The organism is Micromonospora sp. NPDC050276, assembly GCF_044459545.1.
In the GTDB taxonomy this organism is placed as follows: Bacteria; Actinomycetota; Actinomycetes; order Mycobacteriales; family Micromonosporaceae; genus Micromonospora.
In genome coordinates this window covers 344076-371028 of sequence record NZ_JBITJA010000004.1, presented here as the reverse complement: position 1 = coordinate 371028, position 26953 = coordinate 344076, and the positions used below count along the sequence as shown (strand labels likewise).

The following is a 26953-nucleotide window of genomic DNA, read 5'->3' as shown; positions in this document are numbered from 1 at the left end:
GTTCGGATATCCCACGAGGAGCCCCATGACCCCGGTACGGATCAGTGACGCCCTGCGCGCGGTGGTCTTCGCGCCGACCCGCGACCTGGCCGAGGCGCTGGACGAGTTCTACGCCCCCGACTACACCCACCGCACCGACGGCAAGACCCTCGACCGGGCCGAGTTCGTCGAGATGGTGACCCGGGTGCGTGGCCAGATCGTCAGCGGCACCGTGCAGGTCCTCGACGAGCTGCGCGACGGTCTGCGCTACGCCGAACGACACGTCTACGAGATCACCCTGACCGATGGGTCCACCGCCCAGCGGGAGATCGCCATCTTCGGGTCGTACGCCGAGGACGGCCGGTTCCGCCACCTCAGCGAAACGGGCTTCGACCTGCCCGCCTGACCCATCCCGACGACCACGACCGGAGTGAGAGCCGTGCCCCGCCTTACCGACCCCGACCCGAACGCGATTCCGGCCGACGTCCGCGACGTCCTGTCCGCCCTGCCGCCCGACCCGATGGTCAAGATGCTGACCCACTCGGTCGGCACGGTGGCCCTCTTCATCCAGCTCGCGAAGGCACAGTTCACCTCGCTGGAACTGCCCGCCCGCTCGCGGGAACTGGTCATCCTCACGGTGGCCGAGTACACCGAGTGCGAGTTCGTGGCGGCCCAGCACCGCCCGATGTCCGAGGCGGCCGGCGTCGACCAGCGGACCCGCGAGATCATCAGCAGCCGGGACATCGACAATTCGCACCTCTCCGGGTACGACCGGACACTCATTCGATTCGCCGCCGAGGTGGTGCGGTCACCGCGCGTTTCCGACGACCTCTTCGACCAGGTGCGGCACATCCTCAGCGAGCGCGAGATCGTCGAGGTGCTCCAGGTGATCGGCTACTACTGGTCGTTCGGTCGGGTGGCCACGGTGCTCGACGTCGAACTCACCAAGGTGTACGGCGACGAGCCGCTGCTGACCGACGAAACCGAGCGGGCGGACTGACAGCATGACCCCGCCGACGCCGAGCGACCCGGATGCGTCCCATCGGCGGCTGGACGCCCGGCGCAACCAGGAGCGGGTCATCGCCGCCGCCCGGGAACTCTTCACCGAGCAGGGTCTGCAGGTGACGGTGCCGCAGGTGGCGGAGCGGGCCGGGGTGGGTCGCGCGACGGTGTACCGCAGCTACCCCAGCAAGGAAGACCTGATCGTCGCCGTCGTCCAGCAGCAGTTTCGGGAGCTGGAGCAGCGCATCCGGGCGGCACTCGACGGCGTTGACGCGTACCGGGAGTGGTGTTCCTTCGTGCCCGACCTGTTCGGACGCCTCGCCCGCGACCGGGTCCTCGCCGACGCCTTCTTCGAGGGCAGGCTGGTGCCCGCCGCGCGCATCCTGGGCCTGATCGGGCAGCTGGTGGCGGCGGCCCGATCGTCCGGCAAGATCCGCCAAGACGCCGGGGAGCTGGACATCCGGGTGCTTCTCTGCGGCGCGGTCCGGCAGCTCATCGTTCTCGACGAGCGCGACCCGGCGGTGTGGCGTCGGTACGCCGACCTGGTGCTCAACGCGCTGCGCCCCTGACCGGTGGGCATCACTTAGGGCTTGACCTAAGTGATGCCCACCGGCATAGTTAGGCACATGGCTAAGCATGTGGGGGGCGACGCGCTCGACGGCGTGCTGCACGCGCTGTCCGACCCCACCCGCCGCCAGGTCGTGGAGCGCCTCGCCCAGGGGCCGGCCGCGACCAGTGAGCTGGCTCGTCCGTTCGACATGGCACTGCCGTCGTTCACCCAGCACCTGCGCGTCCTGGAGCGCTCCGGTCTGGTGACCTCCGACAAGCAGGGTCGGGTGCGTACCTACCGGCTCGCCCCCCAGCCCCTGGAACACCTCAACGCCTGGCTCGCCGCGCAGCGCGCGCGATGGACCCGGCGCCTGGACCAACTCGACTCGCTTCTCTATGACCTGAAGGAGCAACAGCAATGACCGTCTACACCGTGAACCCCGAACTCGACCTCGTCCTGGAGCGCCGCGTCGACGTGGCACCCGAGCTGGTCTGGCGAGCCTGGACCACGCCCGAGCTGCTGATGCAGTGGTTCAGCCCGAAGCCGTGGTCGACCGTCGCCTGCGAGATCGACCTGCGCCCTGGTGGCCGGTTCGACACCACGATGCGCTCACCCGAGGGCCAGGAATTCCCGAGCAGCGGCTGCATCCTGGCGGTCGACGAGGGCTCCACGCTGGTCTTCACCTCCGCCCTGGGCCCCGGCTTCCGCCCGCTCGTCACCGAGGACGGCTTCCCGTTCACCGCGGTGGTCCGGATCGAGCCGGACGGCGCCGGCACGAAGTACACCGCCATCGCGATCCACGCCGACGCGTCGGCGAAGAAGTCGCACGAGGAGATGGGCTTCCACGAGGGCTGGGGCGCGGCGCTGGACCAACTGGTCGACGTCGTCAAGGCTCGCTGACCAGCAGCCCCGGCCGGTCCCCGTCGCGCTGCGGGCCGGGTTCCGCCGACAACCCCGTAGAATCGACGACGGTCACTGTCTGCGCTGCGGGTGTCGCGGGTGGCCGGCGTGGAGGGCGGTGCGGGACGTGGGACCGGACGAGCGGGGCCGGCTGTTCGAGCAGGCGCGGGAGTGGTCGCGGCGACGGGACACCTGGCCGGAGGCCGACCGCCTGTGGATACGGGTGATCGACGCCTACCGGGAGGCGGCGCGCGGCCCGGGTCACGCCGGCCGTCACGACCAGCAGCAGTTGGCGCGGGCGCTGCGGCGGCGCGGGATGCTGCTGTCCGCGCACGGCCGGGCTGCCGAGGGGATGGCGCCCGGCGGCGAGGCGGTCGCGATCTTCGAGCGGGTGTACGACGCGGTGGCGGCCGAGGCTGGCAACGTGGCGGCCGCTCCCCGGGACGACGCGCTCGCGGAGCTGATCACCGCGTTGGTGGATCTCGCGGAGGTCGCGTTCACCGCCGGCCAGCCGGCCACCCGCAGGGAGCTGCTCAGCCGGGCGGTCGCGGTGGGCCTGGCCGCCGTCGGGGCTCCGCCGGCGGCCGGGCCCCGCACCCGCCGGGCGATGGGTGTGGCGTACCACCACCAGGCGACCGCGTTGCTGCACCGGCACCTCACCCGGCCCGCGGCGGCCGACGGTCTCCGGGAGGCGTCGCTGGCGGCGTCGCGGGCCTGCGAGCTGCGTCAGGCGCTGCTCGATCCGGCACGTCCGCGAAGCCTCCGGGAACTGGCGGACACCTACGGGGTGTACGCGCGGTGCCTGGCCATGGCCGGCGACGTCGAGCGCGCGGGCGTCATGGTGGCGCTGGGCAATCGGCTGGTGAAGCTGCTGGGGCCGGCGGCCGAGCAGCCCGCCCAGAACCTCCGCGTGGCCGCCGAGTTGCTGGGCCGCGACGGCGTGCCCACCGGTGACGCGGCCGGTGCACGTCGTTTCCGCTGGCGGCGGCGTTGACCTCCGGGGCCGGCGCGCCACCTTGCCTCCATAGCCACTGATCGATATCGTGCGCGAAGGCGCCGCCCCGCCTCAGACCACCACCGTCGATCCGAAGCGGGTTCCGCATGCGCACACTGAGACTTGTCACGACTCTGGCCGTCGCCGGGCTGCTCGCCGGCGGAGTGGCGATGGTCGCCGCCACACCGGCCAGCGCGGCGACCGCCGTGTTCTCCGTGACGAACTACTGGGGCAGTGGCTACCAGGGTCAGGTCACCGTCACCAACGACACCACCGCACAGATCACCGGTTGGCGGGTCGAGTTCGACCTGCCGGCCGGCTCGACCGTCAGCCAGTCGTGGAACGCGCAGCAGACGACAGCCGGCAGTCACTACACCTTCGCCAACGTGTCCTGGAACGGGACACTCGCCGCCGGTGCCTCGACCTCGTTCGGCTTCCTCGTCAACGGCACCGGCACCCCGGTCAACTGCACAGTGAACGGCGCGTCCTGCGCCGGCGGCCCACCCCCGACCACCACCCCACCGCCGACCACCCCACCGCCGACCACCCCACCGCCGACCACCCCACCGCCGACCACTCCGCCGCCGACCACTCCGCCGCCGACCACCGGTACGCCGGTCGAGCGGTACGGGCAGCTGCGGGTCTGCGGCACGACGATGTGCGACAAGTCCGGCGCCCGGGTGCAGCTGCGCGGCATCAGCAGCATGTGGCTCAACTGGGAGACCGCCCCGTACGCCGAGAACCTCTCCGCGCTGCGCTGGATGCGCGACAACTGGAACCTCCAGGTGATCCGCGCGGCGATGGGCGTGGAGCCGGCGGGCGCCTACCTCAGTGACCCGGCCAAGGCGCGTGCGCAGGTGGAGACCATCATCAACAACGCGGTCACCGCCGGGGTGTACGTGATCGTCGACTGGCACGCGCACGAGGCGCAGAACAATCAGTCCCAGGCGGTCGCGTTCTTCGGTGACCTGGCGCGCCGTTACGGCAACCTGCCCAACGTCATCTGGGAGCCCTACAACGAGCCGCTCCAGGTGAGCTGGACCACCGTCATCAAGCCGTACCACCAGGCGGTGGTGTCCGCGATCCGCGCCGCCGACCCGGACAACATCATCGTGCTGGGCACCCCGACCTGGTCGCAGGACGTGGACGTCGCGGCGGCCAGCCCGGTCACCGGCACCAACCTGATGTACACGCTGCATTTCTACTCGTGCACGCACGGGGCCTCGCTGCGCGCCAAGGGCGACGCGGCGATCCGCGCGGGTCTGGCACTGTTCGTCACCGAGTGGGGCGCCAGTAACGCCGATGGCGGCCTCGACGGCCGGGCCTGCCTGCCGGAAGCGCAGTCGTGGATCGACTGGATGAGGGCGAACGGAATCTCCTGGACCGCGTGGAAGCTCGACGTCGGCACCGACACCACCAACCTGCTCAGCCCCGGCGCGCCGGTAACCGGCGGGTGGACCAACTACCTGCACGGCCACGCGCCGTTCGTGGTGGCGAACATGAGGTGACGCCGGCCGCCGGCCGGTTGTGATCGACTCGGCGTCGCTGATGTCGGGGTGTCCAGGCCCACGGGACGCCCCGACATCACCACACCCGTGTCGACGGTGCGTGCTGCGCGCCCTCGCGCACCGTTGAGCAGCGCGACCAGAACGCGCGCGTCACCTTAACGCGCCGGAAACACCCCCGGTACCAACCCTGGGAACGCTCGTCGGACAGTCGAGACACCGACACGCGAACCGGGGTGACCATGGCCGACAACACCACGAACGCGCCGACGTACGACGGGCCGGTGGGCCGGTCCGACAACGGCCGGACGCTGCCCACCCCCCGCACCAACCCGGTCCTGTCGCTGGACGGCGACCCGGCGGATCTGGCCACGATCGGTGTCGAGGAGGAATTCCACGTCGTCGACCTGCACACCCGCGAGTTGGTACCCCGGGCCGGGGAGCTGTTGGACCGGTTGCCGGCTGCCTCATTCACCGCCGAGCTGCACCGCAGCGTGGTGGAGACCAACACCGCGGTCTGCCGCACCCTGGACGAGATCCGCGCCGAGCTGACCCGGCTGCGGCAGGCGGCTGTCCAGGTCGCCGACCGGGCCGCGTTGGGCATCGTGGCGGCCGGTACGGTGCCACTGCGCGCCGACGGCGACCCCAGCGTCACACCCACCTCCCGCTACCGGCGGATGCTCGACGAGTACCAGCTGCTCGCCCGGGAGCAACTGATCTGCGGCGCGCAGGTGCACGTCGGCGTGTCCGACCGGGACCTGGCGGTGGCCGTCACCCGCCGGGTCCAGCCGTGGCTGCCGGTGCTCCTCGCACTGTCCACCAGCTCTCCGTACTGGATGGGTCAGGACAGCGGCTACGCCAGCGTCCGGTCGTTGGTCTGGCAGCGCTGGCCCACCGCGGGTGACCCGGGCGAGGTGAGCAGCGCGGCGGACCATGAGGCGCTGGTCGCCGAGTTGATCTCCTCCGAGACCATCACCGACCCTGCCATGATCTACTTCGATGTCCGGCCGTCGGCGCACGTGCCCACCGTGGAGCTGCGGATCACCGACGCCAACGCCGATGTGGAGACCATCGTCCTGCTCACCGGCCTGTTCCGGGCGATCGTCCGGCGGGAGGTCGCCGCGCTGCGTGCCGGGCTGGAGCGCACCGCCGTACGGCCACCGGTGTTGCGCGCCGCCGTGTGGCGGGCGGCCCGCTCCGGGCTGGAAGGTGACCTGCTCGACCTGCCCCGGTCGGCCCGACCGGTGCCGGCCGCCGAGGCGGTCCGCCGCCTGGTGACCGACCTGCGCCCGCCGTTGGAGGCGACCGGAGACTGGGAGCAGGTCGGCGAGCTGACCCGGTACGCACTGGAACGCGGCAGCTCCGCGGCCCGGCAGCGGCGGGCGTACGAGCGGCGTGGCCGGTTGGCCGACGTGGTCGACCTGCTGCTCGACGAGACCCGGGGTCGGGTCCGCGGGCCGCTGCCGGGTGCGCCGACACCGCCAGCGCTGCCCACGTACGCCGACGCCGGGGACGAGGTCTTCGGACCGGCCGGGCCCCAGCCGGCGTACGCCCCGATGCTCGCGGCCCTGCGCCAGCTCGGCGCCGGCACCCTGCGTCAGCGGGAGCACGAGCGGGACGAGGAGCAGCGCGCCCGGGGGGTGACGTTCAGCGTGGCCGGCGAGGCGAGCACCCGGCTCTTCCCGGTCGACCTGGTGCCACGGGTGGTGCCCGCCGACGACTGGCGGACGCTGCGGACCGGCCTGGTGCAGCGCGCCCGCGCCCTCGACGCGTTCCTGCGCGACGTCTACGCCGACCGGGCCGTGGTGGCCGACGGCGTGGTGCCGGCGTGGGTGGTGGAGTCCTCACCCGGGCTGCGTCCGACCGGGGCACTGATGGGCCGGCGCGGCACCCGGGCCCAGGTGTCCGGCACCGACCTCGTCCGGGACCCGGACGGCGGCTGGTACGTGCTGGAGGACAACCTGCGGGTGCCCTCCGGGATCGGCTACGCGGTGCAGAACCGCCGGCTGACCCAGGCGGTGCTGCCGGAGTTGCCGGTGCCGGCGGATCTGCTGCCCGCCGACGAGACGCCGGCGATGCTGTACCGGGCGTTGGTCGCCGCCGCGCCCGCCGCGGCCGACGACCCGGCCGTGGTGGTGCTCAGCAGCGGTCCGGGTGATCCCGCGTGGTTCGAGCATCGGCTGCTCGCCGACGAGATGGGTGTGCCGCTGACCGAGACCAGCGACCTGCTCGTCGAGGAGGGCCGGGTTCGGCTGGTCCGGGAGGGCTGCCGCAGCGAGGTCGACGTGATCTACCTGCGGATGGACGAGGAGGCGCTGCTGCACGCGCCGGGCGCCAACGGGGTGCCGCTGGGCTGGCCGCTGCTCGCCGCGGTGCACGCTGGGCGGCTCACGCTGGCCAACGCGCTGGGCAACGGTGTCGGCGACGACAAGGCGCTCTACGCGTACGTGCCCCGGCTGATCGAGTACTACCTGGGCGAGAAGCCACTGTTGGGCGACGTGCCGACGTACCTGTGTGGGTTGCCCGAGCAGCGCACCGAGGTGTTGGGCCGGCTCGACGAGTTGGTGCTCAAGCCGGTCGACGGGTACGGCGGTGACCGGGTGGTGATCGGCCCGCGGGCCGAGGCCGAGGAGCTGGACGCGGTCCGGGAGCAGATCCTCGCGGCCCCGCACCGGTGGATCGCCCAGGAGATGGTCGCGCTGACCACCCACCCGGTCTTCGACGGCACGGCGCTCGCGCCCCGCCACGTCGACCTGCGGGCGTTCGTGTTCCTCGGGGACACCGCCGAGGTCGCGCCGGTGGCGCTGACCCGGGTGGCGCCGGCCGGCAGCATGATCGTCAACTCGTCGCGTGGCGGTGGGTCGAAGGACACCTGGCTGCTCGGTGGAGCCGACGAACCACCGGTGTAACCCACGCTTGACCCATCCGTCATCGGGACGCAAACCGGTCCGCCAAGCCTGGACCGGTCAGCGGCCCGAGCGGTCTTGAGCCGATGAGAGGTGCGTGCCATGTGCGGTATCGGAGGCGAGTTCCGCCTCGACGGGGCGCCACCGGACGCGGCGGCCGTCGAGCGGATGCTTCCCGTCCTGGCCTCCCGGGGCCCGGACGGCGAGGGCCGGTGGCAGCAGGGGCCGGTGGCCCTGGTGCACCGCCGGCTGCGCATCATCGACCTGTCCGACGCGGGCGCCCAGCCGATGGTCGACCCCGAGCTGGGCCTGGCCATGGTCTTCAACGGCTGCATCTACAACTACCGGGAGCTGCGCGACGAGCTGACCGCCGCCGGTTACACCTTCCGGTCCACGTCGGACACCGAGGTGATCCTCAAGGCGTACCACCGCTGGGGGACGGCCTGCGTCGAGCGGTTCTACGGGATGTTCGCGTTCGCCCTGGTCGAGCTGGCCAGGCACACCCTGGTGCTGGCCCGGGACCGGCTCGGCATCAAGCCGCTCTACCTGGCCGAGGGGCCGGGCCGGGTGCGCTTCGCCTCGACCCTGCCGGCGTTGCTCGCCGCCGGTGACGTGGACACCGACCTCGACCCGGTGGCGCTGCACCACTACATGAGCTTCCACTCGGTGGTGCCGCCACCGCGCACGATCCTCGCCGGGGTCCGCAAGCTGCCGCCGGCCACCGTGCGGGTGATCACCGCGGACGGCCGGAGCACCGACACCACCTACTGGCGGCCGGAGTTCAACCGGGCCGCCGCCGCCGCGATGTCCGCCGAGGAGTGGCAGGAACGGCTCATGGCGGCGATGCGCACCGCCGTACGCCGGCGGATGGTCGCCGACGTGCCGGTCGGCGTGCTGCTCTCCGGCGGTCTCGACTCCAGCCTGATCGTCGCCCTGCTGGCCGAGCAGGGCCAGACCGGGCTGGCCACCTTCAGCATCGGCTTCGAGGCGGCGGCGGGGGAGAGCGGCGACGAGTTCCACTACTCCGACCTGGTGGCCCGCCACTTCGCGACCGACCACCAGCAGATCCGCATCGGCGCGCAGCGGTTCGTCCCGGCCGTGCACCAGGCCATCGCGGCGATGAGCGAGCCGATGGTCAGCCACGACTGCGTGGCGTTCCACCTGCTCTCCGAGGAGGTGTCGCAGCGGATCACGGTGGTGCAGTCCGGGCAGGGCGCCGACGAGATCCTCGCCGGCTACGACTGGTACCCGCCGATGGCCAACGTGGCCCGCGCAGACGCCGTCGAGGCGTACGCCCGGGTGTTCTTCGACCGTCGCCACGACGCGCTCGGCGGGCACCTGGCGCCCGAGTGGATGCTCGACCACGACGCCAGCCTGGAGTTCGTCGCGGCGCACTTCGGCGCGCCCGGCGCGGACACCGCGCTGGACGCGGCGCTGCGCCTGGACAGCCTGGTGATGCTGGTCGACGACCCGGTCAAGCGGGTCGACAACATGACGATGGCCTGGGGGCTGGAGGCCCGGGTGCCGTTCCTCGACCACGAGGTGGTCGAGTTGGCCGCCGCCTGCCCACCCGGGTTGAAGCTGGCGCAGGGCGGCAAGGGCGTGCTGAAGGCGGCGAGTCGGGGGATCGTCCCGGACGAGGTGATCGACCGGCCGAAGGGCTACTTCCCGGTGCCCGCCATCCGGCACCTCTCCGGGCCGCTGCTCGACGACGTGCGGGACGCGTTGACCGCCCGACCGGCGCGCGAGCGGGGCCTGTTCCGCAAGGACTACCTGGAGGAGTTGCTGGACGCGCCGAACGCCCGGCGGACCACGTTGGGTTCCAACGCGCTCTGGCAGCTTGGGCTGCTGGAGCTCTGGTTGCAGCGGATCGGGGTTTAGATGAGCGTACGGACCGAGGCTCCGCGCACCACCCGGCGGGCCCGACTCGCGAACCACCGGCCGGTGTCGTCGCCGGCGCCGGTGAGCGAGGAGTTCGCTCCCGCGCCGTCCCCGGACGGCCGCCGGGTGGCGTTCCTCTCCGACCGGGCCGGGACGCCCGGCGTCTGGGTCCGCGAGGCCGGCGCGGGCGCGGCCGTCGCGCTGCCGGTCGGCGACGAGCCGGTGCTCGCGCTGAGCTGGTCGCCGGACGGCCAGTGGCTGGCCTGCGTCGTCGCCCCCGGTGGCGCGCCCCGCACCGAGCTGTGGGTGCTGCGCCCGGACGGCACGCGACGCCACCAGGTCGCCGGGTTCGGCCGCCGCAGCGCCGCGTTGGCCGGCTGGTTGCCCGACGGCGCGCTGATGGCGGTCACCGAGACCGACGAGCACGGGCAGGCCCTCCTGGTCGACGCGGCCACCGGCCGCCGGCGGGTCCTCGCCGAGGGTGACCTGCTCACGCTCCTGGACGTCACCCCGGACGCCGGTGCGGCGCTGCTGCGCCGCGGGCCACGCAACGCCCGCTGGCTGGAGCTGCTGGACGTGGCGACCGGCGTTCGACGGAGACTGCTCCCGGACACCGGGCGCGGCAGCACCGACCAGGGGTGGTTCGGCCCGGACGGCACGAGCGTGCTGGCCCGCACCGACGTGTTCTCCGAGTTGGCCGCGCTGGTACGGGTCGACCTGACCCGACCGGAGCAGCCGCCGTCCCGGCTCGCCGGGCGACCGGACGCCGAGCTGGAGCACGTCGCACCGAGCGCGGACGGGCGCCGTGGGGCGCTGCTGTGGAACACCTACGGCGGGCGCAGCGAGCTGAGCCTGCTCGACTTCGTCAGCGGTGTGCAGCGGGCCGTCCCGGCTCCCGGCGAGGTGCTCGGTGATGCCGTCTTCGCCGCCGACGGCGGCCTGCTCTGCCTTACCGCCCAGGGGCCGGTCCAGCCCCGGGAGGTGTGGCTGGTCGACCCGTCGACCGGGGCGCCGCGCCCGCTGCGGTCGGACGCCGTCGCTCCGCGTACCGACGACGCCGGTGTCGCGCCGCAACTGGTCGACCTGCGGGCCCGTGACGGGCTACCGCTCTCCGGCTGGCTCTACCGCCCGGCCGGGCCGGGCCCCTGGCCGACGGCGATCAGTCTGCACGGCGGCCCGGAGGCGCAGGAGCGTCCGGGCTACCACCCGCTGTTCCAGGCGCTCGTGGCGCAGGGCGTCGCGGTCTTCGCGCCCAACGTCCGGGGGTCGTCCGGTTTCGGCCGGTCGTTCGTCGCCGCCGACAACCTCGCCGGCCGGTACGGTGCGATCGCCGACGTGGCGACCTGCGCCGACTTCCTCGTCGACAGTGGTGTCGCCCGGCCCGGTCAGCTCGGCTGCCTCGGCCGTTCCTACGGCGGTTACCTGGTCCTGGCGGTGCTGGTGAACTTCCCCGGGCTGTTCGCCGCCGGGGTCGCCGAGTGCGGCATCTCCGACTTCCGGACCTTCTTCGCCGGCACCGAGCCGTGGATCGCCGCCGCCGCCGTCAGCAAGTACGGCGACCCGCAGCGGGACGCGGACCTGCTGCGCGACCTCTCGCCGCTGACCCACATCGACCGGCTGGACGTGCCGGTGCTGCTGATCCACGGGGCCAACGACACCAACGTGCCGGCGGGCGAGTCGACGCAGGTCGCGCAGGCCCTCGCCGCCCGCGGTGTGCCGCACGGGCACCTGGTGCTCGCGGGGGAGGGGCACGACTTCCTCGGGCGGGCCAACGCCGAGGCGGCCCGTACGGCCACCACCGACTGGCTGACCCGGCACCTCGCCGCGACCGCGACCGTCGTCGGCTGAGGCGTTATCCTGCGCCGGTGGAGGTCGCGGCGCAGGGCGAGCGGTTGGCCGCCGACCTGGGTCGCTGGCTGGCCGAGCTGACCTTCGTCGACCTGGACACCGACGAGGTCACCGCCCGGGTGATCGATTCGGTGGTGCGGTGGGCCGAGGCCCAGGGTTGGCGGGTCTACCGGCGCGCGCCCAGCGTGCTGCCGTTGCCGCCGCCGCTTGCGCAGCGGCACTCGGTCCTCGACGTGGCGTGCGCCCGCCCGGACGGCCCGCCGGTGGTGGTGGAGGTCGACCACACCGACCGGGCCCGTACGGTGCAGAAGCTGCGCGCGGAGGCGGACGCCGGCCGGATCCCGATCTGGGTGCGGTGGGGCGTCGGGCGGTTCAGCGCGCCGGCAGCGCCGGTGCGGATGGTGACCGTCGAGGTGACCCGCCGGGCCGGGCCGGCGGGGCGCGGGCGTCTGCACAGCCGAGTCGGTGACCGTCCCGCCCCGGCCCACTCGACCGGCGGCGGCACGGTGACCCCGCAGGCGCTTCCGATCCCGTTGGACGACCCGCTTTCGGACCCTCGCAAGGGCACCTGAAGCGAATCGTAAGCGGGGGCCGGCAGAGTTCTGGGTGTCACCGGAGAGCACGACCGACACCCAGGAGATACCGATGCGCAAGCTCGTCAACTCGACCTACATCACCCTCGACGGCGTCATCGAGAACCCGATGTGGACCGCGCCGTACTTCGACGAGGAGGCCCGGAGCCTCGCCGGCGAGCAGACCGACGAGGCGGACGCGATGTTGCTGGGCCGGGTCACCTACGACGGCATGTCCGTCGCCTGGCCGCAGCAGGACGAGAGCGACCCGAACACCGGTGCCGCGTACTTCAACAACGTCAAGAAGTACGTCGCCTCCACCACGCTGACCAACCCCACCTGGAACAACACGGAGGTGCTCCAGGGCGATCTGGTCGAGGCGGTCACCGCCCTCAAGGCCCAGGAGGGCAAGAACATCATCCAGTACGGCTTCGGTTCGGTCACCGCGCAGCTGATCCGGGCGGGCCTGGTGGACGAGGTCCGGTTCTGGATCCACCCGGTGCTGGAGGGCGCGGCCAGCGTGACGGCACCGCTGGCCGACTTCAAGGCGTCGTTCGACCTGGTCGACACCCGGGTGCACAAGAGCGGCGTGATCGTCGCCTCGTACCGGCCGAAGGCCTGACCGAAGGTCAGAGCTGAGCCCGGGCCTCGCCCGGGCTCAGCCGCGCGCCCTCGGCGAGCAGCGCCTCGAAGCGTTCCCGACCGAGCGCGGCGCGAACGCGATCGGTCACCCGCTCGATCTCGTCGTGTTCGGCGGGGGCGGGCGGGGCCTGCGTGGCGACCCGTGCGGCGGCCGCCGCACCGAGCAACCGGGCAGCGGCCTCCGGGGCACGCACCGCCGACGCCATCCCCTCCAGGGCGTAGTTCGCGTCCCGTGGCGCGGCCATCGCCTCGGCGACCTCGAACGCCTCGACGTGCAGGGCCAGCGCGGTGTCCGGGTCACCGCCCTGCTCGACCGCGTGGCCCAGCTCGACCAGGACCGGCGGCAGGTAGAGCGCCGGCTGGGCCTCGGCCCGCCCCCGCTCGGCGAGGTTGGTGAGGTGGGTGATGGCCAGGTCGAGTTTGCCGTCTCGGCGGGCGGCCAACCCGAGGCTCAGCTCCGCGAAGACCAGCGCGTTGGGCGAGTCGTGCTCCAGCGCCAGCTGGTACGCGCGTTCGGCCAACTCCCGGGCCTGCGGGTAGTCGCGGGTCTGCACCGCGATCCAGGCCAGCCAGGACAGCTCGGCGCCGACCTGCGGCCACAGCCCCAGCTCCTCGGCCCAACGCAGCCCGTCGCGGTGCAGTGCGGCGGCGCGTTCGTGCGCACCGCGCATCTCCGCCAACGCCCCCAACCACTCGGTCGCCTGAAGCCTTCCCCACTGGTCGCCGAGGTCGGCGAAGAGCGCGGCGCTGCGGGTCGCCGCGTACTCCAGCGCCGCCTGGTCGCCCAGCACGTGCGCGATCTTGGCCCGGGTGGTGAGCACCGCGGCCTCGGTCCACGGGTCGGTGGGGGTGGGCAACAGCTCCGCAGCCAGGGCCAGGTCACTGTGGTCGGTCACCGCGTTGGCCGCGAACCAGGCGCCCCGGCCGTCCGGGTCGCCGGCCACCGCGGCGCGCACCTCCGCCGGAGCGACGGCGTCGCCCCGCAACAGCGCGAAGCCCACCCGCCACGCCGCCGCGCGGGACTCCTGCGCCGCGTCGCCGTGCGCCGACAGCGCCTGCCGTGCCTGGGTGAGCCGGCCCCGCAGAAACCAGTACCAGCTCAGTGCGACGGCCAGCCGCAGCCCGCCACCGTGGGCCAGCGCGGCGCGCAGGTTCTCCGTCTCGGCGTCCAGGTGTGCCAGCCAGCGTCGCTGGTCAGCCCCGCGCAGCCCGGCGTCGGCGCGCTCGGCCAGCTCGGTGTAGTAGGCGGCGTGCCGCGCGCGGACCTCGTCGGCGTCGGTCAGGCGCTCCAGGCAGAACGCGGCCACCGATTCGAGCAGCCGGTAGCGCGGGGCCGCGCCGGAGTCATCGAGCACCACCAGCGATCGATCCACCAGTCGAGCCAGGGTGTCCAGGTCGGTGCGGCAGACGTGTTCGGCGGCCTGCGGGGTGCACCCGCCCGGAAACACCGCCAGTCGGGCCAACACCACCCGGTCGGTCTCGTCCAGGAGATCCCAGCTCCAGGCGATCACCGCGGTGAGCGTCCGCTGTCGGGATGGCACGTCCCGCTGCGCGGTGGTGAGCAACCGGAACCGGTCGTCGAGCCGGTCCACCACCCCGCGCACACCCAGCGCACGGACCCGGGTCGCGGCCAGCTCCAGCGCCAGCGGCAGACCGTCGAGGCGACGGCAGAGCTGGGCCACCGCCGCCGCGGTCTGCCCGTCGAGGCGGAAACCGCGCTGCTGCGCGGCGGCGCGGGCGACGAACAACCGCGCCGCCGCCGAGCGCCGGACCGCGTCCAGGTCGCCGTCGTCCGGCACGGGCAGCGGGGGTACCTCCCAGAGGTGCTCACCGGTCAACCCCAGTGGTTCCCTGCTGGTGGCCAGCACGCGCACCCCGGGCACGTCGCGCAGCAGCCGGGTGACCAGCTCGGCGACCGGCTCGACGACGTGTTCGCAGTTGTCGAGTACGAGCAGCAGTTGCCGGTGCCGCAGGGCCGTCACCACGCGGTCGGCGAGGGACAGGCTCGTGCCGGCGGTCTCGTAGACGCCCAGAGCGCCGAGCACCTGTTCGGCTACGCGGGCGTCACCGGCCGGCAGCGGCGCCAGCTCGACCAGGTGGACGCCGTCCGGAAAGGACTGCGCGCGAGCCGTCTCGGTGGCCAGTCGGGTCTTACCGACACCACCCGGGCCGACCAGCGTGACCAGCCGCTGCCGGGGCAGCAGAGCGCGCAGGTCGGCCAGCGCCTCGGCCCGGCCGACCAACTCGTCGAGCTGGGCCGGCAGGCTGTTGCGGATGATCGCCGCCTTCGGCGGGGCGCTGAGGCCGGCGTCCTGTTCGAGGATCTTGCGGTGCAGGGCGACCAGCTCTGGGCCGGGGTCGAGGCCCAACTCCTCGGCGAGCCGTTCCCGCAGGTCGGCGTAACTGTCCAACGCCTCGGACTGGCGGCCGGCCGCGTACAGCGCCCGGAGCTGCACCGCCCGCAGACCCTCGCGCAGCGGATGCCGGGCGACCAACTCGGTCAGGTCCGCGGCCACCAGGTCGTGCTCACCCCGGGCCAGCCGGGCCTGGGCCAACCGCTCCTGCACGACGAGCCGTTGCTCGGCGAGGCGGGCCGCCTCCGCACGGACGAACTCGGCGTCGGCCACGTCGGCGTACGCGTCGCCGCGCCACAATGCGAGCGCCTCGGTCAGCCGCTCGACGTCGGTGCTGCGGCTCAGGTCGGCGAACTGGTCCGCGTCGACGTCGTCGGCCCGCAGCAGGTAGCCGGGTGGCCGGGACTCGATCAGGTCGCGGGCGCCCGGCTCGGCGTCGTTGAGGGCCTTGCGCAGCTGCGACACCCGCACCTGGAGGGCGCCGGCCGGGTTGGCGGGGGAGTCGTCACCCCACAGGTCGTCGATGAGGCGGTCCGCCGAGACCACCTGGTTGCGGTTGGTCAACAGGTCGGCCAGCAACGCCCGCACCTTCGTGCCGGGCACCACCACCGGCTCGCCGGCGTCCGTCGTCACGGCGAGCGGCCCGAGCACCCCGAACTGCACGGCGGTCATCTTAGCGTCGGTAAGGAGACGTGAAGCAGACCGTAAGCGCGTGGGCGCACCGTGTGGACATGGACATCTACTCCGAAGCGCATGGCAGTGGTGAGGGTCGCCCGCTGGTGCTGATCCACGGCGCACTCTCCGGCATCGGCACGTCGTTCGGCGCGATCCTGCCGTTCCTGGCGAAGACCCGGCGGGTGATCGCCGTCGAGTTGCAGGCCCACGGCCACACTCCCGACGTGGACCGTCCGCTGACCGTGGAGCACTTCGCCGCCGACGTCGTCGAGCTGCTCGACCGGTTGGGCATCGGGCGGGCGGACGTGTACGGCTGGAGCATGGGCGCGGCGGTGGCGTTGCGCCTCGGCACCCACCACGCCGACCGGGTGGGCCGCCTCGTGCTCGCCTCGGTGAGCTTCGACGAGGACGGCCTGCACCCCGGGCTGCTCGACGGGATCCAGGACCTGCAACCGGAGCATCTGCACGGCTCGGAGTTCCACGAGGAGTACCTGCGGACCGCGCCGGACCCGGCGGGCTGGGCCAACCTGGTCACCAAGATGAAGGTGTTGGACGCAAACCTGCCGCGGTGGACGCCTGAGCAGATCCGCGCTCTGGCCGCACCCACCATGATCGTGCTGGCCGACGCGGACATCGTCCAACCGGAGCACGCGGTGCGGATGTTCCGGTTGCTCGGCGGCGCGGTGGCCGGTGACCTGACCGGCCTGCCGGCCTGCCGGCTGGCCATCCTGCCCGGCACGACGCACACGTCGATCCCGCAGCGCGCCGACTGGCTGGCCCCGATGATCGACGAGTTCCTGACCGAACCCGATCCGAACCTCTAAAGCGCTCGCCCCCCGCCCCCGCCCCCGACCCCCGCCCCGCCTCCCGCGATCTTGCACTTTCTGTGGCGACGTAAGGTGCGAAAGCCGCATTACGCCAACACAAAGTGCAAGATCGCGGGGGGTTGAGGGCTGGAGGGCTCTCCGCCTGGCGCGAAGTTCGCCGTCTCGGTCATGGCGACCGGCCGAATTAACGGGTAGAAACATGTCAACCCCTATGGCCCGGCCCAACCTCCGACCGTACGGGCCAGAGAGCGCTCTCACCGCCCCAGCTGCGCCGGGATCAGGTCCGGTCAGCGGAGAGGACGAACCACATGACAGCCCCGTCCCGACGCGTAGGCCGGCGAACCGGTCGTACCCTTCTTCTCGCTCTGGTGTTGATCACCGCCACCACGATGACCAGCACGGCGGCCACCGCCGGCCGGCCGACGCACGGCGCCCCCGACTTCGGCCCGAACGTGACGATCTTCGACCCGGCCATGCCGGTCAGCGAGATCCAGCAGACCCTCGACGCGGCGCACGCCCGGCAGGTCGACAACGAGATGGGCACCACGCGGCACGCCTATCTGTTCAAGCCGGGCACGTACGGCACGGCCGAGCAGCCGTTGCAGGCCAAGGTCGGCTACTACACCGAGGTGTCCGGCCTGGGCGCCTCGCCCACCGACGTCACGGTCAACGGCAAGATCGAGGTCTACAACCGCTGCCTGGCCGACGGCGGCACCGGCAACTGCCTGGCGCTGGTCAATTTCTGGCGCACCCTGTCCAACCTCTCGCTCACCATCAACGCGGCCGGCCAGGACGGCTGTCGGTCGTCGGCGAACTTCTGGGCGGTCTCCCAGGCGGTGTCGATGCGTCGACTGAACATCGGCGGCGGTGGTCTGTCGCTGATGGACTACTGCACGGCCGGTCCGCAGTACGCCAGCGGCGGGTTCATCGCCGACTCACGGCTGCCGGCGACGACGAACGGCTCGCAGCAACAGTGGCTCACCCGCAACAGCGAGGTCGCTGGCTGGTCCAACGCGGTGTGGAACCAGGTGTTCGCGGGGGTCGAGGGCGCGCCGGACGACGCCACGTTCCCCGACCCGCCGTACACCACCCTGGAGACCACTCCGATCAGCCGGGAGAAGCCGTACCTCTTCGTCGACGGCAAGGGCCGCTACCAGGTGCGGGTGCCCGCCGCCCAGCGGGACAGCCGGGGCGTCTCCTGGGCCGACGGCATGACGCCGGGGCGGACCATCGGGATCGACGACTTCTTCATCGCGAAGCCGTCCGACTCGGTGCGGGTCATCAACAGCCAGCTGGCGCGCGGCAAGCACCTGCTGCTCACCCCGGGCACGTACGACGTCGCGCGCAGCATCGAGGTCCGCCGGCCGGGCACCGTGGTGCTCGGTATCGGACACGCCACGCTCACCGCCGTGAACGGCGCGATCCCACTGGACGTCGCCGGCGTCCCCGGGGTGATCGTCGCCGGTGTCACGATCGACGCCGGCCTCGTCGAGTCGCCGGTGCTGCTGCGGGTCGGACGCCAGCACGGCCACAACGCCAGCAGCCCGCACAACCCGACCACGCTGTCCGACGTGTACTTCCGGGTCGGCGGCCCGCACATCGGGCGGACGAACACCGCGCTGGAGATCAACAGCGACAACGTGCTCATCGATCACACCTGGGTGTGGCGCGGCGATCACGGTGTCGAGGGCTTCACCGAGGGCGTCAACGGTGACACCGACCGCTGGCGCACCAACACCGGTCGCTACGGTGCCGTCATCAACGGCGACCACGTGACCGCGACCGGGCTGTTCGTCGAGCACTTCCAGCGCTACAACACGGTCTGGAATGGCGAGCACGGCACCACGATCCTCTACCAGAACGAGCTGCCGTACGACCCGCCGACGCAGGCCGACTGGATGAACGGCGCGGTCGAGGGCTGGGCCGGGTACAAGGTCGGTGACCGGGTGCGCCAGCACACCCTGTACGGCGGCGGGGTGTACGTCTTCAACCAGAACAACCCGTCGATCCACACCGAGAACGGCTTCGAGGTGCCGAACCGGCCCGGCGTTCGGCTGCACCACATCATGACCGTCAACCTCAGCGCCGGAACGATCGACCACGTGGTCAACGGCGTCGGCGAAGCGGCCGACATGACCAAGGTCGGCGCCCCGGTCTACCTGAACCAGTACCCGATTTCGTAGGGGTTCCACGCGTATCGACGGGGCCGGAGCCGGCGATGGCTCCGGCCCCGTCGTCCGTGCTTCGACGATGTGCCGCACCGTGTGGAGAGGGTCCCGATCGAGGGTCCGGGCCCTCTCCACACCGGTTCAGCTCAGGTGGCGCGCGTCACGCCTCGATCGACGCGCGGGACCGGCGGGAGATCAGCCGTGCCGTTGTGCCGGCGATGACCATGACGAGACCGGTGCCGAAGAACCACCAGAGGTTGGCGGCGCTGTCGCCGGTGACGGGCAGGGTTGGGCTGGCCGTGGGGGCCGGCGGGGGCTGTGTGGGGTCACCGGTTGGGGGTGCCGTCGGCTGGGTCGGTGACGGTGTGGGCTGCGTCGGCGTGGCGGTCGGCGTCGGCGAGGACTGCAGAGGACGCTCGCAGCGGGCCTCGGCCAGGATGACGGAGCCGACGGGGATGTCCAGCAGCGGTCCACCCACGATGGTGCCGGTGAGCCTGATGGTGGCCTGGACAGCGATGGCCGTGGCGCCATCGGCGGTGGTCGTCTCCACGTTGGTGAGCGTGACGTTCAAGCTGGCGCCCGTCAGTCCGGGGACCGTGACGGCGGCGCTGGCCGTGACGCCGGGGGTGTTCGGCAGTAGCTCGACCGGCTCGCCGAACAGTTCCAGCCCGACGAAGGTGGTGTCTGCGGTCTGGGCGCCGACCTGGGGGCAGTTCACCGCCGCCGTGATCACGTCGGCGTCGATCACCGACGTGCCGAGGATGCCCAGCGCGAGGTCGGCGATTTCGGCGTTGGCGGAGGAGGCCGTGTCGCCACGAGTGGCGCTGACCTCCACCACGGTGCCGGAGGCGGTGACCCCCAGAGCACCGGGGATGGTGATCGCCAGAGCGGTGTCACTGTCCGTACCACCGCCCGCAGGGGCCGTCGCGGTGCCAATGACGGCATCGGCGGTGATCACCGGAACGCCGAGCACCGACGCGGACAGGTCCACCACAACTCCCCGGGCGCTGGCGTCACCGGGTGCCGCAGCAGCCGGGCCTCCTCCGGATAGGAGCATCACTCCCGCGGCCGCCACCGCGACCGCTCCAGTAGCTGAAAGTCGCTGGGAAAATCTCACGTTGTCGCCTCTGATCAGTCAGCCCTTCCCGACCGTCGAGAAGGCAATGCTGAGGCTATGTCCGTTTAGTCCTGAATGGCATGGTATCGCGAAAAAGGCCAGGGCTCGAGAGGCGCTCGCAATTCACAAGCTCACCTTTCCGATGCGTTGAGCAAAAATTCCATCGATCAGTCTGACTCTTGCGGGGTTGCGACCACTGCTGCCACGATGGCCGTCAATGCCTTCCGTCCCGAAGGAGTGGTCGTCATGGCGGTCTCCCGCCGCAGGTTCGTCACGTCGGTGTTGGCGGGATCCGCCCTCGCCGCCTCCACCACCAAACTGCTCGCCACCCCCGCGCACGCCGCCAGTCCTCCCGGGGACGTGGTCGGCAAGGTGACCGTCGGCTACCAGGGCTGGTTCAGTGCACCCGGTGACGGGGCACCGATCGGCGGGTGGTGGCACTGGAGTCGCGACCGGTTCCAGCCGCCCTCGCCCGCGAACACCACCATCGTGTCCTGGCCGGACATGCGCGAGTACACGCGCAGCTATCCCACCGCGTACCCCAATCTCGGCAACGGCCAGCCGGCCACCCTCTTCTCGTCGTACGACCAGCAGACGGTGGACACCCACTTCCGCTGGATGCAGGAGTACGGCTGCGACACCGCCGCGCTGCAACGGTTCAACCCGATGGGTGACGAGGGCCCGACCCGCGACGCCATGACGCAGAAGGTCCGCTCGGCCGCCGAGCGCTACCACCGCAAGTTCTACATCATGTACGACGTCACCGACTGGTTGAGCTTCCAGGCGGACATCAAGACCGACTGGACCAGCAAGATGTCGGCGCACACCGCGTCCTCCGCGTACGCCCGACAGAACGGCAAGCCGGTCGTCTGCATCTGGGGTTTCGGCTTCAGCGAGCCCAGCCGGCCCTTCACCCCCGGGCCCTGCCTGGAGGTCATCAACTGGTTCAAGGCGCAGGGCTGCTACGTCATCGGGGGCGTGCCCACCTGGTGGCGGCAGGGCATCGAGGACTCCCGCCCCGGCTTCCTCGACGTCTACCACGCGTTCCACGCGATCTCGCCGTGGATGGTCTACCGGGCCCGGACGGTCGAGGAGTTGGACTCGTACTACCACAACGTCAACGTCGGCGACATGGCCGACTGCGCGGCGCGCGGCATCGACTACCTGCCCTGCGTGATGCCCGGCGATCTCGCCGGAGGCCACCGCAAGCACGGCGACTTCTACTGGCGGCACATCTACAACATGGTCCGCCTCGGCTCCCAGGGCCTCTACGTGTCCATGTTCGACGAGTACAACGAGGGCAACCAGATCGCCAAGACGTCCGAGACCCAGGCCACCACCCCGGCCGGCGCGAACATCCGGGCCCTGGACGAGGACGGCGTGGCCTGCTCCTCCGACTACTACCTGCGGATCACCGCCGACGGCGGCCGGATGCTCAAGGGGCAGCTCGCCCTCACTCCGGTACGCCCCACCCCACCGATGGTCGGCACCCCGCCCCCGACCGGCGGGAACCTGGCCGCCGGCCGGCCCACCTCGGCCAGCAGCCAGGGCGGCGGGTTCCCGTCCGGCAACGCGGTGGACTCGAACGTCGGCAGCTACTGGGAGAGCGCCAACGGCGCGTTCCCCCAGTGGTGGCAGGTCGACCTCGGCGCCAGCCATCAGGTCAACAAGCTCGTGCTGCGGCTTCCCGCCGGCTGGGGCGCGCGTACCCAGACCATCACCGTGCAGGGCAGCGTCGACGGTGGGTCGTTCAGCACCATCACCCCGGCTGCCGGGTTCACGTTCGACCCGGCCACCGGCAACACCGTCACCCGCACGCTGCCGACCACCACGGCCCGCTACGTCCGCCTCAGCATCAGCGGCAACACCGGCTGGCCGGCCGCCCAACTCGCCCAGGTCGAGGTGTACGCGGGCAGCACCGTCCCGGACAACCCGCCGACCGCGCCGAGCGGCCTCACCGTGACCGGCAGGACGTCGACGAGCGTGTCCCTGTCCTGGACGGCCGCCACCGACGACACCGGGGTGACCGGTTACCAGGTACGCCAGGGCGGCAACGTCGTCGCCACCGTCACGGGCACCACGGCGACGGTGAACGGGCTCAGCCCGTCCACCGCGTACACCTTCACGGTCACCGCCCGCGACGCCGCCGGCAACACCTCGGCGGCGTCCAACGCGGTCACCGTCACCACGGACGCGGCAGCCAACGCGGACCTTGCCCGCGGCCGACCCACGTCGGAGAGCAGCCACGTGCAGAGCTACGCCTCCGGCAACGTGGTCGACGGGGACGCGAACAGCTACTGGGAGAGCGCCAACAACGCGTTCCCGCAGTGGGTGCAGGTCGACCTGGGCGCGACGCGCACGGTCGGACGGGTGGTGCTGAAGCTGCCGCCCTCCTCGACCTGGGGCAGCCGGACGCAGGCCCTCGCCGTGCAGGGCAGCACCGATGGGGGCAGCTTCGGCACGCTTGTCGGATCGGCGGGGCGCACCTTCGACCCGGCCAGCGGTAACCAGGTGACGCTTACCTTCAGCGCTGCCCAGGCGCGCTACGTGCGGATCACCGTCACCGGCAACACCGGCTGGCCGGCTGGGCAGTTGTCGACCCTGGAGGTCTACGCCAGCTGACCGGGCGTGGGGCGGTCACCGGGGAGCGGTGGCCGCCCAACCGCCGTCTTCTGGTGCCCGAAGCGCGGTCTGACCGGGCGGCCATCTCATTATTCAGACAATGTCTCCTGCCGACTGGGATGGCATTGATGATCGACTCGGTTTAGGTGAAAGCGGGGTATCCACGTTGGCGGGATAGCGCGACTTCGCCAAACCCGTGTTGATCTCGCCGCGTGGCACCCCGACCGCGATTGGCGACGGTAGTCGGCCCTACCCGCTGACGGACGAGCGCCGGCGCAGGTCGTCGGCCGGGTGGATGGTGCGCACCGGGTCGGGCACCGGTCCTCGGCGTTGCCACTCGCGGGGGTAGCCGAGGGAGACCTCCTCGAAGCGCACTCCGTCGTAAAACGTGGTGCGGGGGATGTGCAGGTGGCCGTACACGACCGTGGCCGCGTCGAAGCGCAGGTGCCAGTCGCTGGTGCGGACGGTGCCGCACCACTGGGCGAAGAGCGGGTATCGCAGGATGTCGGTGGGGTCGCGCACCAGCGGGTAGTGGTTGACCAGCACCGTCGGCAGCGCCGGGTCGCGCTCGGCCAGCCGGCGTTCGGTCTCGGCGACCCGGGCCGCGCACCACGCCTCCCGGCTCGGGTACGGGTCGGGGTGCAGCAGCGCCTCGTCGGTGCACACGACCCCGGCCGCGTACGCCAGGTCGAGTGATTCCTGCTGGGTGCGTGCCTCCGGCACTCGGAACGTGTAGTCGTAGAGCAGGAAGAGCGGGGCGATGGTGGCCGGGCCGCCGTCGCCGTCCCACACCGGGTACGGGTCCTCCGGGGTGACCACCCCCAGCCGCTGGCACATCCGTACCAGCTCGCGGTAGCGCTCCTCGCCGCGCAGGGTGACCGGGTCGCGGGGTGGCGTCCACAGCTCGTGGTTGCCGGGCGCCCAGACGACGCGTGCGAACCGACTGCTCAGCAGCCCGAGCGCCCACTCGACGTCGGCGAACCGGTCGGCGACGTCACCGGCGACGAGTAACCAGTCGCCGTCGTTGTCGGGGCGTAGCTGCTGGACGAACGCCCGGTTTTGCGGGTGCCCGACGTGCAGGTCGCTGACAGCCCGCAGGCGCGGCGGAAGGCTCACCACCCGAGGCTAGGCCGTCGCGGGCCGATCAGAACACCCCTGTCCCGCGGGCACGGTCAGCAAAACCAGCCGTCCTGCACCCAGCCGCGCCGGTTGATGTACCCGTACGCGAAGCCGTAGACGTAGCCGCCGCTGCGGGGACCCTCGACCAGGAACGTCTGACCCTGGTAGAGGGTGCCCATCCAGGCGCCGTTGGGTTGGGTGCGGACGAACAGGTCGCTCGCGCACACCGTCTCGCGTTCGCCGATCGTGCCGTTGGCGGCCTGGGCTGGGGCCGGCAGCGCGACTGTTGCGGCGACGATCCCGGCGAGCAGGCCGGCGAGTGCCCGACGTGGGGTCACCATGAGTCGTACCCGCCGATGCACTCGGCGCGCAGATAGCCCCAGTCGTTGGGGCCGAAGTCGAACGATGCCGCCCACCCGTTGTAGACCGGGTGCGCTCCCGGGGTGTGGCCGATCTTGTTGCCGTAGGCCAGGGTGCGCTTGAGGCCGGTGGGCCCGCCGGCCGAGTCGTAGTTGGCGTAGAAGCTGGCGCTCTGGCAGACCACGATGGCGTGCCGGGGCACCACCGGGTCGGCGTGCGCCGGCGTGGCACCCAGCGCGACCGTTGCCACTCCGATGGCCAACGCGGCGACCCTCGCGCCCCGTCGTCGAGACATGCCCACCTCCCGTACGCCGAAACTTCCTACCGGCGAGCGTAGTTTCGACGTCGATAAATGTCGATGGGGTGCGGCGGTTTGCGGGCGGGCGGGCCTTCGGTGGCCCGCATATCCGTCGACCCGGCGGGAAAGCGCGGGACGTCCGACAGCCCGAAACCGGAGCAGGAGAAAGACATGCCTTTCATTACCGTGGGGACGGAAAACTCCGCGCCCATCGACCTGTACTACGAGGATCACGGTTCCGGTAAGCCGGTGGTGCTGATCCACGGCTTCCCGTTCAACGGCGCAACCTGGGAGAAGGAGACCGCCGCGCTGCTCAACGCCGGATATCGGACGATCACCTACGATCGGCGCGGAAACGGCAACTCCGCGCAGCCGGCGTTCGGGTACGACTACAACACGTTCGCGGCGGACCTGGACGTGCTGATGACCGAGCTGGACCTGAACGAGGTGACCCTGATCGGTCACTCGATGGGCACCGGCGAGGTGGTCCGTTACCTCGGTAACTACGGCTCGCAACGGGTCAGCCGCGCGGTGCTGATCAGCCCGCTGCAACCGATGCTGGCCAAGGCGAAGGACAACCCGGAGGGCGTCGAGCGGAGCCTGTTCAAGGGCTTCCAGGACGCCATCACGAAGGACCGCTTCGCCTATCTGACGTCCTTCTGCGACGCGTTCTTCAACCCGGACCAGAACATGGGCAAGCGGGTCAGCGAGGAGGCGTACCGGGCGCACTGGCAGATCGGCGCGATGGCCTCCGCCAAGGCCACCCACGACAGTGTGGACGCCTGGCAGGAGGACTTCCGGCCGGACCTGCCGAAGATCAACATTCCGGTGCTGATCGTGCAGGGTGACCAGGACCGGGTGCTGCCGTACCCGGTGACCGGTCAGCGGCTCGCGCCGATGATGCCGACCGCCCAGCTCATCACGCTCAAGGGCGCACCGCACGGCATCCCGTGGACCCACGCCGACGAGATCAACAAGGCGGTCATGGACTTCATGAAGCAGCCGGCCAAGGCTCGCGCCTGATCCGTACCGGTAGCCGATCGGACGCCAGCGCCAGCACGGCGCCGCGACACCCGGCCCACGGTTCGCACCGGGGCCGGGTGTCGTCGGCGGTCAGGCCCGGCGAGCCACCACCGCGCCGTTGGCGCCGGGCGCGTCGAACGGCACCGTCCGCACGTCGACGAAGCCGGCGTCGGTGAGCCAGGCCGCGTACTCGGCGCCGGAGTAGTTGCGGCCACCCTCGGTCTCGACCAGCATGTTCATCCCCATCAGGGCCGCCTCCGGCGGCCCGGTGCGTTCGTCGTTGAGCAGCAGTTCGCAGACGACGATCACCCCGTCGGGCGGCAACGCCGCGTGGCACCGGGCCAGCAACGCCCGGTTCGTCGGCTCGTCCCAGTCGTGCAGGATCATGCTGAGCAGGATGACGTCGTGCCCACCCGGTAACGCCGGGTCGGCGAGGAAGTCACCGGCCACCGCGTCGATCCGCCCGGTCAGGCCAGCCTCCGCGATCCGCTCCCGGGCCCGGACGCAGACGTGCGGCAGGTCCAGGACCGTCGCCCGCAGGTCCGACAGGCGGCGGCAGAACTCGATCGGGAACGCGCCGGCCCCGCCGCCCACGTCGAGCAGCCGGCGGTGCGCGGAGAAGTCGTAGGCGTCCGCCAACGCGCTGGCGGTGAAGCTGGACGTGGAGAACATCGCGTCCCAGAACTGCGTCAGCATCTCCGGGTCGGCGGTGTCGAACATCGACTGTTGGGCCTCCGGGTCCCAGGTCAATGGCCGATCTGTGCGCAGCGCCTCACCGATGCGGTGCCAGGGCAGGTAGGTGCGCAGGTCCGAGTAGCGGACCTGCGCGCCGAAGTAGTAGGGGCGGCCCTCGACCAGGAACTGCTCGGCCAACTCGGAGTTGCGGTAACCGTCACCGGACTTCTCCAGCAGACCGAGCGAGGCGCTGGCGGCCAGCAACAGGTCCGCCGGCCGGTCGGGCAGCCCGAACTCGGCGGCGGCCTCCTCGACGGTCATCGTCCGCCCACCGGCCAACCGCGTGAACAGGCCGAGCTCGACGCCGACCGCGAGGGTCTTGAACCCCCACACACCGGCCACCAGGCGCATGAGGGGAGTGGGAGTGATCATGCCGACATGAGATCACAGATCCCTTCTCTCCACGATGGACGGTCACGACCGCGCGGCAACGTCACCACCGCCGGCCGATCCGCCGCGCGGCGAGACTCACCAGCGTGCTGCCGACCGCCATCCCGACCAGCACCAGAATCCCTCCGACCGCCCACAACCCGCTGTCGTCGGTGGACGCGGCCCGCCACGACCAGGCCGCCGTGAACGCCACCGTCATCACCGGTGCCACCAGCCACGGACTGAGCCGCGTCCCGGCGAGCGCGGCCAGCAGCACCAGCGTCAGCACGCAGCCGATCACCTGCCACGGCTCGTACGGGCCGCTGCTCGCGCCGGTCCGCGCGTCGACCACGTACTCGTCGTCCCAGCCCAGCCAGAGCAACCACACCCCGACCGTGGCCGCCGTCAGGAACAGCACACCGAGCAGTGCGCGCGTACCCCTCGTCGCCGTCATCCGGCGATCATGCCCTGCGAACCCCTCGACGGGAATAAGCACCGGTACCCAGC

At 71.7% G+C, this 26953-nt stretch carries 23 protein-coding genes; 16 read left to right on the top strand and 7 right to left on the bottom strand.

Annotated elements, in window-relative coordinates; genetic code table 11:
* Window positions 1–25: 25 nt before the first annotated feature.
* From ACIBF8_RS10625 to ACIBF8_RS10570, 12 genes are all read left to right on the top strand, one after another.
* A complete protein-coding gene (locus ACIBF8_RS10625; protein WP_396782247.1) occupies window positions 26–385 on the top strand; it encodes a hypothetical protein in 360 nt (119 codons plus the stop codon).
* A gap of 33 nt (window positions 386–418) precedes the next feature.
* The gene (locus tag ACIBF8_RS10620) at window positions 419–979 is read left to right on the top strand and encodes a carboxymuconolactone decarboxylase family protein (RefSeq protein ID WP_396782246.1); all 561 of its coding nucleotides are present in this window, start codon (window positions 419–421) and stop codon (window positions 977–979) included.
* Window positions 980–983: 4 nt separating this feature from the next.
* Window positions 984–1550 carry a TetR/AcrR family transcriptional regulator gene (locus ACIBF8_RS10615; RefSeq protein WP_396782244.1) on the top strand — a complete coding sequence of 189 codons (567 nt, stop codon included), beginning with the start codon at window positions 984–986 and terminating at the stop codon, window positions 1548–1550.
* Window positions 1551–1607: 57 nt separating this feature from the next.
* Window positions 1608–1952, top strand: a complete 345-nt coding sequence (locus ACIBF8_RS10610) for an ArsR/SmtB family transcription factor (RefSeq protein WP_396782243.1) — start codon at window positions 1608–1610, stop codon at window positions 1950–1952.
* Complete coding sequence (locus tag ACIBF8_RS10605) at window positions 1949–2431, top strand: SRPBCC family protein (protein WP_396782242.1); 483 nt, start codon at window positions 1949–1951, stop codon at window positions 2429–2431. The genes ACIBF8_RS10610 and ACIBF8_RS10605 overlap by 4 nt, the downstream gene beginning before the upstream one ends.
* Window positions 2432–2549: 118 nt before the next feature.
* A complete protein-coding gene (locus ACIBF8_RS10600; protein WP_396782241.1) occupies window positions 2550–3425 on the top strand; it encodes a hypothetical protein in 876 nt (291 codons plus the stop codon).
* 107 nt (window positions 3426–3532) lie between these two features.
* Complete coding sequence (locus ACIBF8_RS10595) at window positions 3533–4933, top strand: cellulase family glycosylhydrolase (protein ID WP_396782239.1); 1401 nt, start codon at window positions 3533–3535, stop codon at window positions 4931–4933.
* Between the two features lie 239 nt (window positions 4934–5172).
* Window positions 5173–7839 carry a glutamate--cysteine ligase gene (locus ACIBF8_RS10590; protein ID WP_396782238.1) on the top strand — a complete coding sequence of 889 codons (2667 nt, stop codon included), beginning with the start codon at window positions 5173–5175 and terminating at the stop codon, window positions 7837–7839.
* A 99-nt stretch (window positions 7840–7938) separates the two neighbouring features.
* Complete coding sequence (locus ACIBF8_RS10585; RefSeq protein WP_396782236.1) at window positions 7939–9717, top strand: N-acetylglutaminylglutamine amidotransferase; 1779 nt, start codon at window positions 7939–7941, stop codon at window positions 9715–9717.
* Entirely contained in the window at window positions 9718–11565 is a 1848-nt protein-coding gene (locus tag ACIBF8_RS10580; RefSeq protein WP_396782235.1) for a S9 family peptidase, read from the top strand. It begins immediately after the preceding gene.
* Between the two features lie 17 nt (window positions 11566–11582).
* A complete protein-coding gene (locus tag ACIBF8_RS10575) occupies window positions 11583–12137 on the top strand; it encodes a hypothetical protein (RefSeq protein ID WP_396782233.1) in 555 nt (184 codons plus the stop codon).
* Between the two features lie 73 nt (window positions 12138–12210).
* Window positions 12211–12759: a dihydrofolate reductase family protein gene (locus ACIBF8_RS10570; protein WP_396782232.1), complete on the top strand. Its 549-nt coding sequence runs from the start codon at window positions 12211–12213 to the stop codon at window positions 12757–12759.
* 7 nt (window positions 12760–12766) lie between these two features.
* Here the strand turns inward: ACIBF8_RS10570 and ACIBF8_RS10565 are convergent, their stop codons facing one another.
* Window positions 12767–15805: a BTAD domain-containing putative transcriptional regulator gene (locus tag ACIBF8_RS10565; protein ID WP_396782230.1), complete on the bottom strand. Its 3039-nt coding sequence runs from the start codon at window positions 15803–15805 to the stop codon at window positions 12767–12769.
* Between the two features lie 59 nt (window positions 15806–15864).
* On the opposite strand from ACIBF8_RS10565, the gene ACIBF8_RS10560 reads away from it, so the two are divergent.
* Both ACIBF8_RS10560 and ACIBF8_RS10555 read left to right on the top strand, forming a co-directional pair.
* Window positions 15865–16632: an alpha/beta fold hydrolase gene (locus ACIBF8_RS10560; RefSeq protein WP_396782228.1), complete on the top strand. Its 768-nt coding sequence runs from the start codon at window positions 15865–15867 to the stop codon at window positions 16630–16632.
* Between the two features lie 311 nt (window positions 16633–16943).
* Window positions 16944–18818 (top strand): adenylyl cyclase, encoded by a 1875-nt coding sequence (locus tag ACIBF8_RS10555; protein ID WP_396782226.1) that lies wholly within the window; start codon window positions 16944–16946, stop codon window positions 18816–18818.
* Window positions 18819–18963: 145 nt separating this feature from the next.
* On the opposite strand, the gene ACIBF8_RS10550 is transcribed toward ACIBF8_RS10555, so the two are convergent.
* Window positions 18964–19794 (bottom strand): hypothetical protein, encoded by an 831-nt coding sequence (locus ACIBF8_RS10550; protein WP_396782225.1) that lies wholly within the window; start codon window positions 19792–19794, stop codon window positions 18964–18966.
* Window positions 19795–20166: 372 nt separating this feature from the next.
* On the opposite strand from ACIBF8_RS10550, the gene ACIBF8_RS10545 reads away from it, so the two are divergent.
* Entirely contained in the window at window positions 20167–22542 is a 2376-nt protein-coding gene (locus ACIBF8_RS10545) for a discoidin domain-containing protein (protein ID WP_396782223.1), read from the top strand.
* A gap of 249 nt (window positions 22543–22791) precedes the next feature.
* Here ACIBF8_RS10545 and ACIBF8_RS10540 read toward each other — a convergent pair whose 3' ends face one another.
* The 3 genes from ACIBF8_RS10540 to ACIBF8_RS10530 are packed head-to-tail and all read right to left on the bottom strand — an operon-like array spanning window position 22792 to window position 24316.
* Window positions 22792–23658 (bottom strand): metallophosphoesterase family protein, encoded by an 867-nt coding sequence (locus ACIBF8_RS10540; protein WP_396782221.1) that lies wholly within the window; start codon window positions 23656–23658, stop codon window positions 22792–22794.
* 56 nt (window positions 23659–23714) lie between these two features.
* Complete coding sequence (locus tag ACIBF8_RS10535; protein WP_396782220.1) at window positions 23715–24002, bottom strand: hypothetical protein; 288 nt, start codon at window positions 24000–24002, stop codon at window positions 23715–23717.
* On the bottom strand, window positions 23996–24316 hold the full coding sequence (locus tag ACIBF8_RS10530) for a hypothetical protein (RefSeq protein WP_396782219.1): 321 nt from the start codon (window positions 24314–24316) through the stop codon (window positions 23996–23998). The genes ACIBF8_RS10535 and ACIBF8_RS10530 overlap by 7 nt, the downstream gene beginning before the upstream one ends.
* A 174-nt stretch (window positions 24317–24490) precedes the next feature.
* Here ACIBF8_RS10530 and ACIBF8_RS10525 point away from each other — a divergent pair, with 174 nt between their 5' ends.
* Window positions 24491–25342 (top strand): alpha/beta fold hydrolase, encoded by an 852-nt coding sequence (locus tag ACIBF8_RS10525; protein WP_396782218.1) that lies wholly within the window; start codon window positions 24491–24493, stop codon window positions 25340–25342.
* 90 nt (window positions 25343–25432) lie between these two features.
* Here the strand turns inward: ACIBF8_RS10525 and ACIBF8_RS10520 are convergent, their stop codons facing one another.
* Together ACIBF8_RS10520 and ACIBF8_RS10515 are read right to left on the bottom strand one after the other, a co-directional pair.
* Entirely contained in the window at window positions 25433–26449 is a 1017-nt protein-coding gene (locus ACIBF8_RS10520) for a methyltransferase (protein ID WP_396782217.1), read from the bottom strand.
* A 61-nt stretch (window positions 26450–26510) separates the two neighbouring features.
* On the bottom strand, window positions 26511–26900 hold the full coding sequence (locus ACIBF8_RS10515) for a hypothetical protein (protein ID WP_396782216.1): 390 nt from the start codon (window positions 26898–26900) through the stop codon (window positions 26511–26513).
* Window positions 26901–26953 lie beyond the last annotated feature (53 nt).

What these genes read in the sequence shown, in the direction of transcription:
- ACIBF8_RS10530 (WP_396782219.1), bottom strand. Translation starts at nt 24,316, where the DNA reads ATGTCTCGACGACGGGGCGCGAGGGTCGCCGCGTTGGCCATCGGAGTG.
- ACIBF8_RS10545 (WP_396782223.1), top strand. Translation starts at nt 20,167, where the DNA reads ATGGCGGTCTCCCGCCGCAGGTTCGTCACGTCGGTGTTGGCGGGATCC.
- ACIBF8_RS10570 (WP_396782232.1), top strand. Translation starts at nt 12,211, where the DNA reads ATGCGCAAGCTCGTCAACTCGACCTACATCACCCTCGACGGCGTCATC.
- ACIBF8_RS10625 (WP_396782247.1), top strand. Translation starts at nt 26, where the DNA reads ATGACCCCGGTACGGATCAGTGACGCCCTGCGCGCGGTGGTCTTCGCG.
- ACIBF8_RS10580 (WP_396782235.1), top strand. Translation starts at nt 9,718, where the DNA reads ATGAGCGTACGGACCGAGGCTCCGCGCACCACCCGGCGGGCCCGACTC.
- ACIBF8_RS10560 (WP_396782228.1), top strand. Translation starts at nt 15,865, where the DNA reads ATGGACATCTACTCCGAAGCGCATGGCAGTGGTGAGGGTCGCCCGCTG.
- ACIBF8_RS10525 (WP_396782218.1), top strand. Translation starts at nt 24,491, where the DNA reads ATGCCTTTCATTACCGTGGGGACGGAAAACTCCGCGCCCATCGACCTG.
- ACIBF8_RS10615 (WP_396782244.1), top strand. Translation starts at nt 984, where the DNA reads ATGACCCCGCCGACGCCGAGCGACCCGGATGCGTCCCATCGGCGGCTG.
- ACIBF8_RS10585 (WP_396782236.1), top strand. Translation starts at nt 7,939, where the DNA reads ATGTGCGGTATCGGAGGCGAGTTCCGCCTCGACGGGGCGCCACCGGAC.
- ACIBF8_RS10590 (WP_396782238.1), top strand. Translation starts at nt 5,173, where the DNA reads ATGGCCGACAACACCACGAACGCGCCGACGTACGACGGGCCGGTGGGC.
- ACIBF8_RS10605 (WP_396782242.1), top strand. Translation starts at nt 1,949, where the DNA reads ATGACCGTCTACACCGTGAACCCCGAACTCGACCTCGTCCTGGAGCGC.
- ACIBF8_RS10535 (WP_396782220.1), bottom strand. Translation starts at nt 24,002, where the DNA reads ATGGTGACCCCACGTCGGGCACTCGCCGGCCTGCTCGCCGGGATCGTC.
- ACIBF8_RS10565 (WP_396782230.1), bottom strand. Translation starts at nt 15,805, where the DNA reads ATGACCGCCGTGCAGTTCGGGGTGCTCGGGCCGCTCGCCGTGACGACG.
- ACIBF8_RS10520 (WP_396782217.1), bottom strand. Translation starts at nt 26,449, where the DNA reads ATGATCACTCCCACTCCCCTCATGCGCCTGGTGGCCGGTGTGTGGGGG.
- ACIBF8_RS10595 (WP_396782239.1), top strand. Translation starts at nt 3,533, where the DNA reads ATGCGCACACTGAGACTTGTCACGACTCTGGCCGTCGCCGGGCTGCTC.
- ACIBF8_RS10610 (WP_396782243.1), top strand. Translation starts at nt 1,608, where the DNA reads ATGGCTAAGCATGTGGGGGGCGACGCGCTCGACGGCGTGCTGCACGCG.
- ACIBF8_RS10555 (WP_396782226.1), top strand. Translation starts at nt 16,944, where the DNA reads ATGACAGCCCCGTCCCGACGCGTAGGCCGGCGAACCGGTCGTACCCTT.
- ACIBF8_RS10515 (WP_396782216.1), bottom strand. Translation starts at nt 26,900, where the DNA reads ATGACGGCGACGAGGGGTACGCGCGCACTGCTCGGTGTGCTGTTCCTG.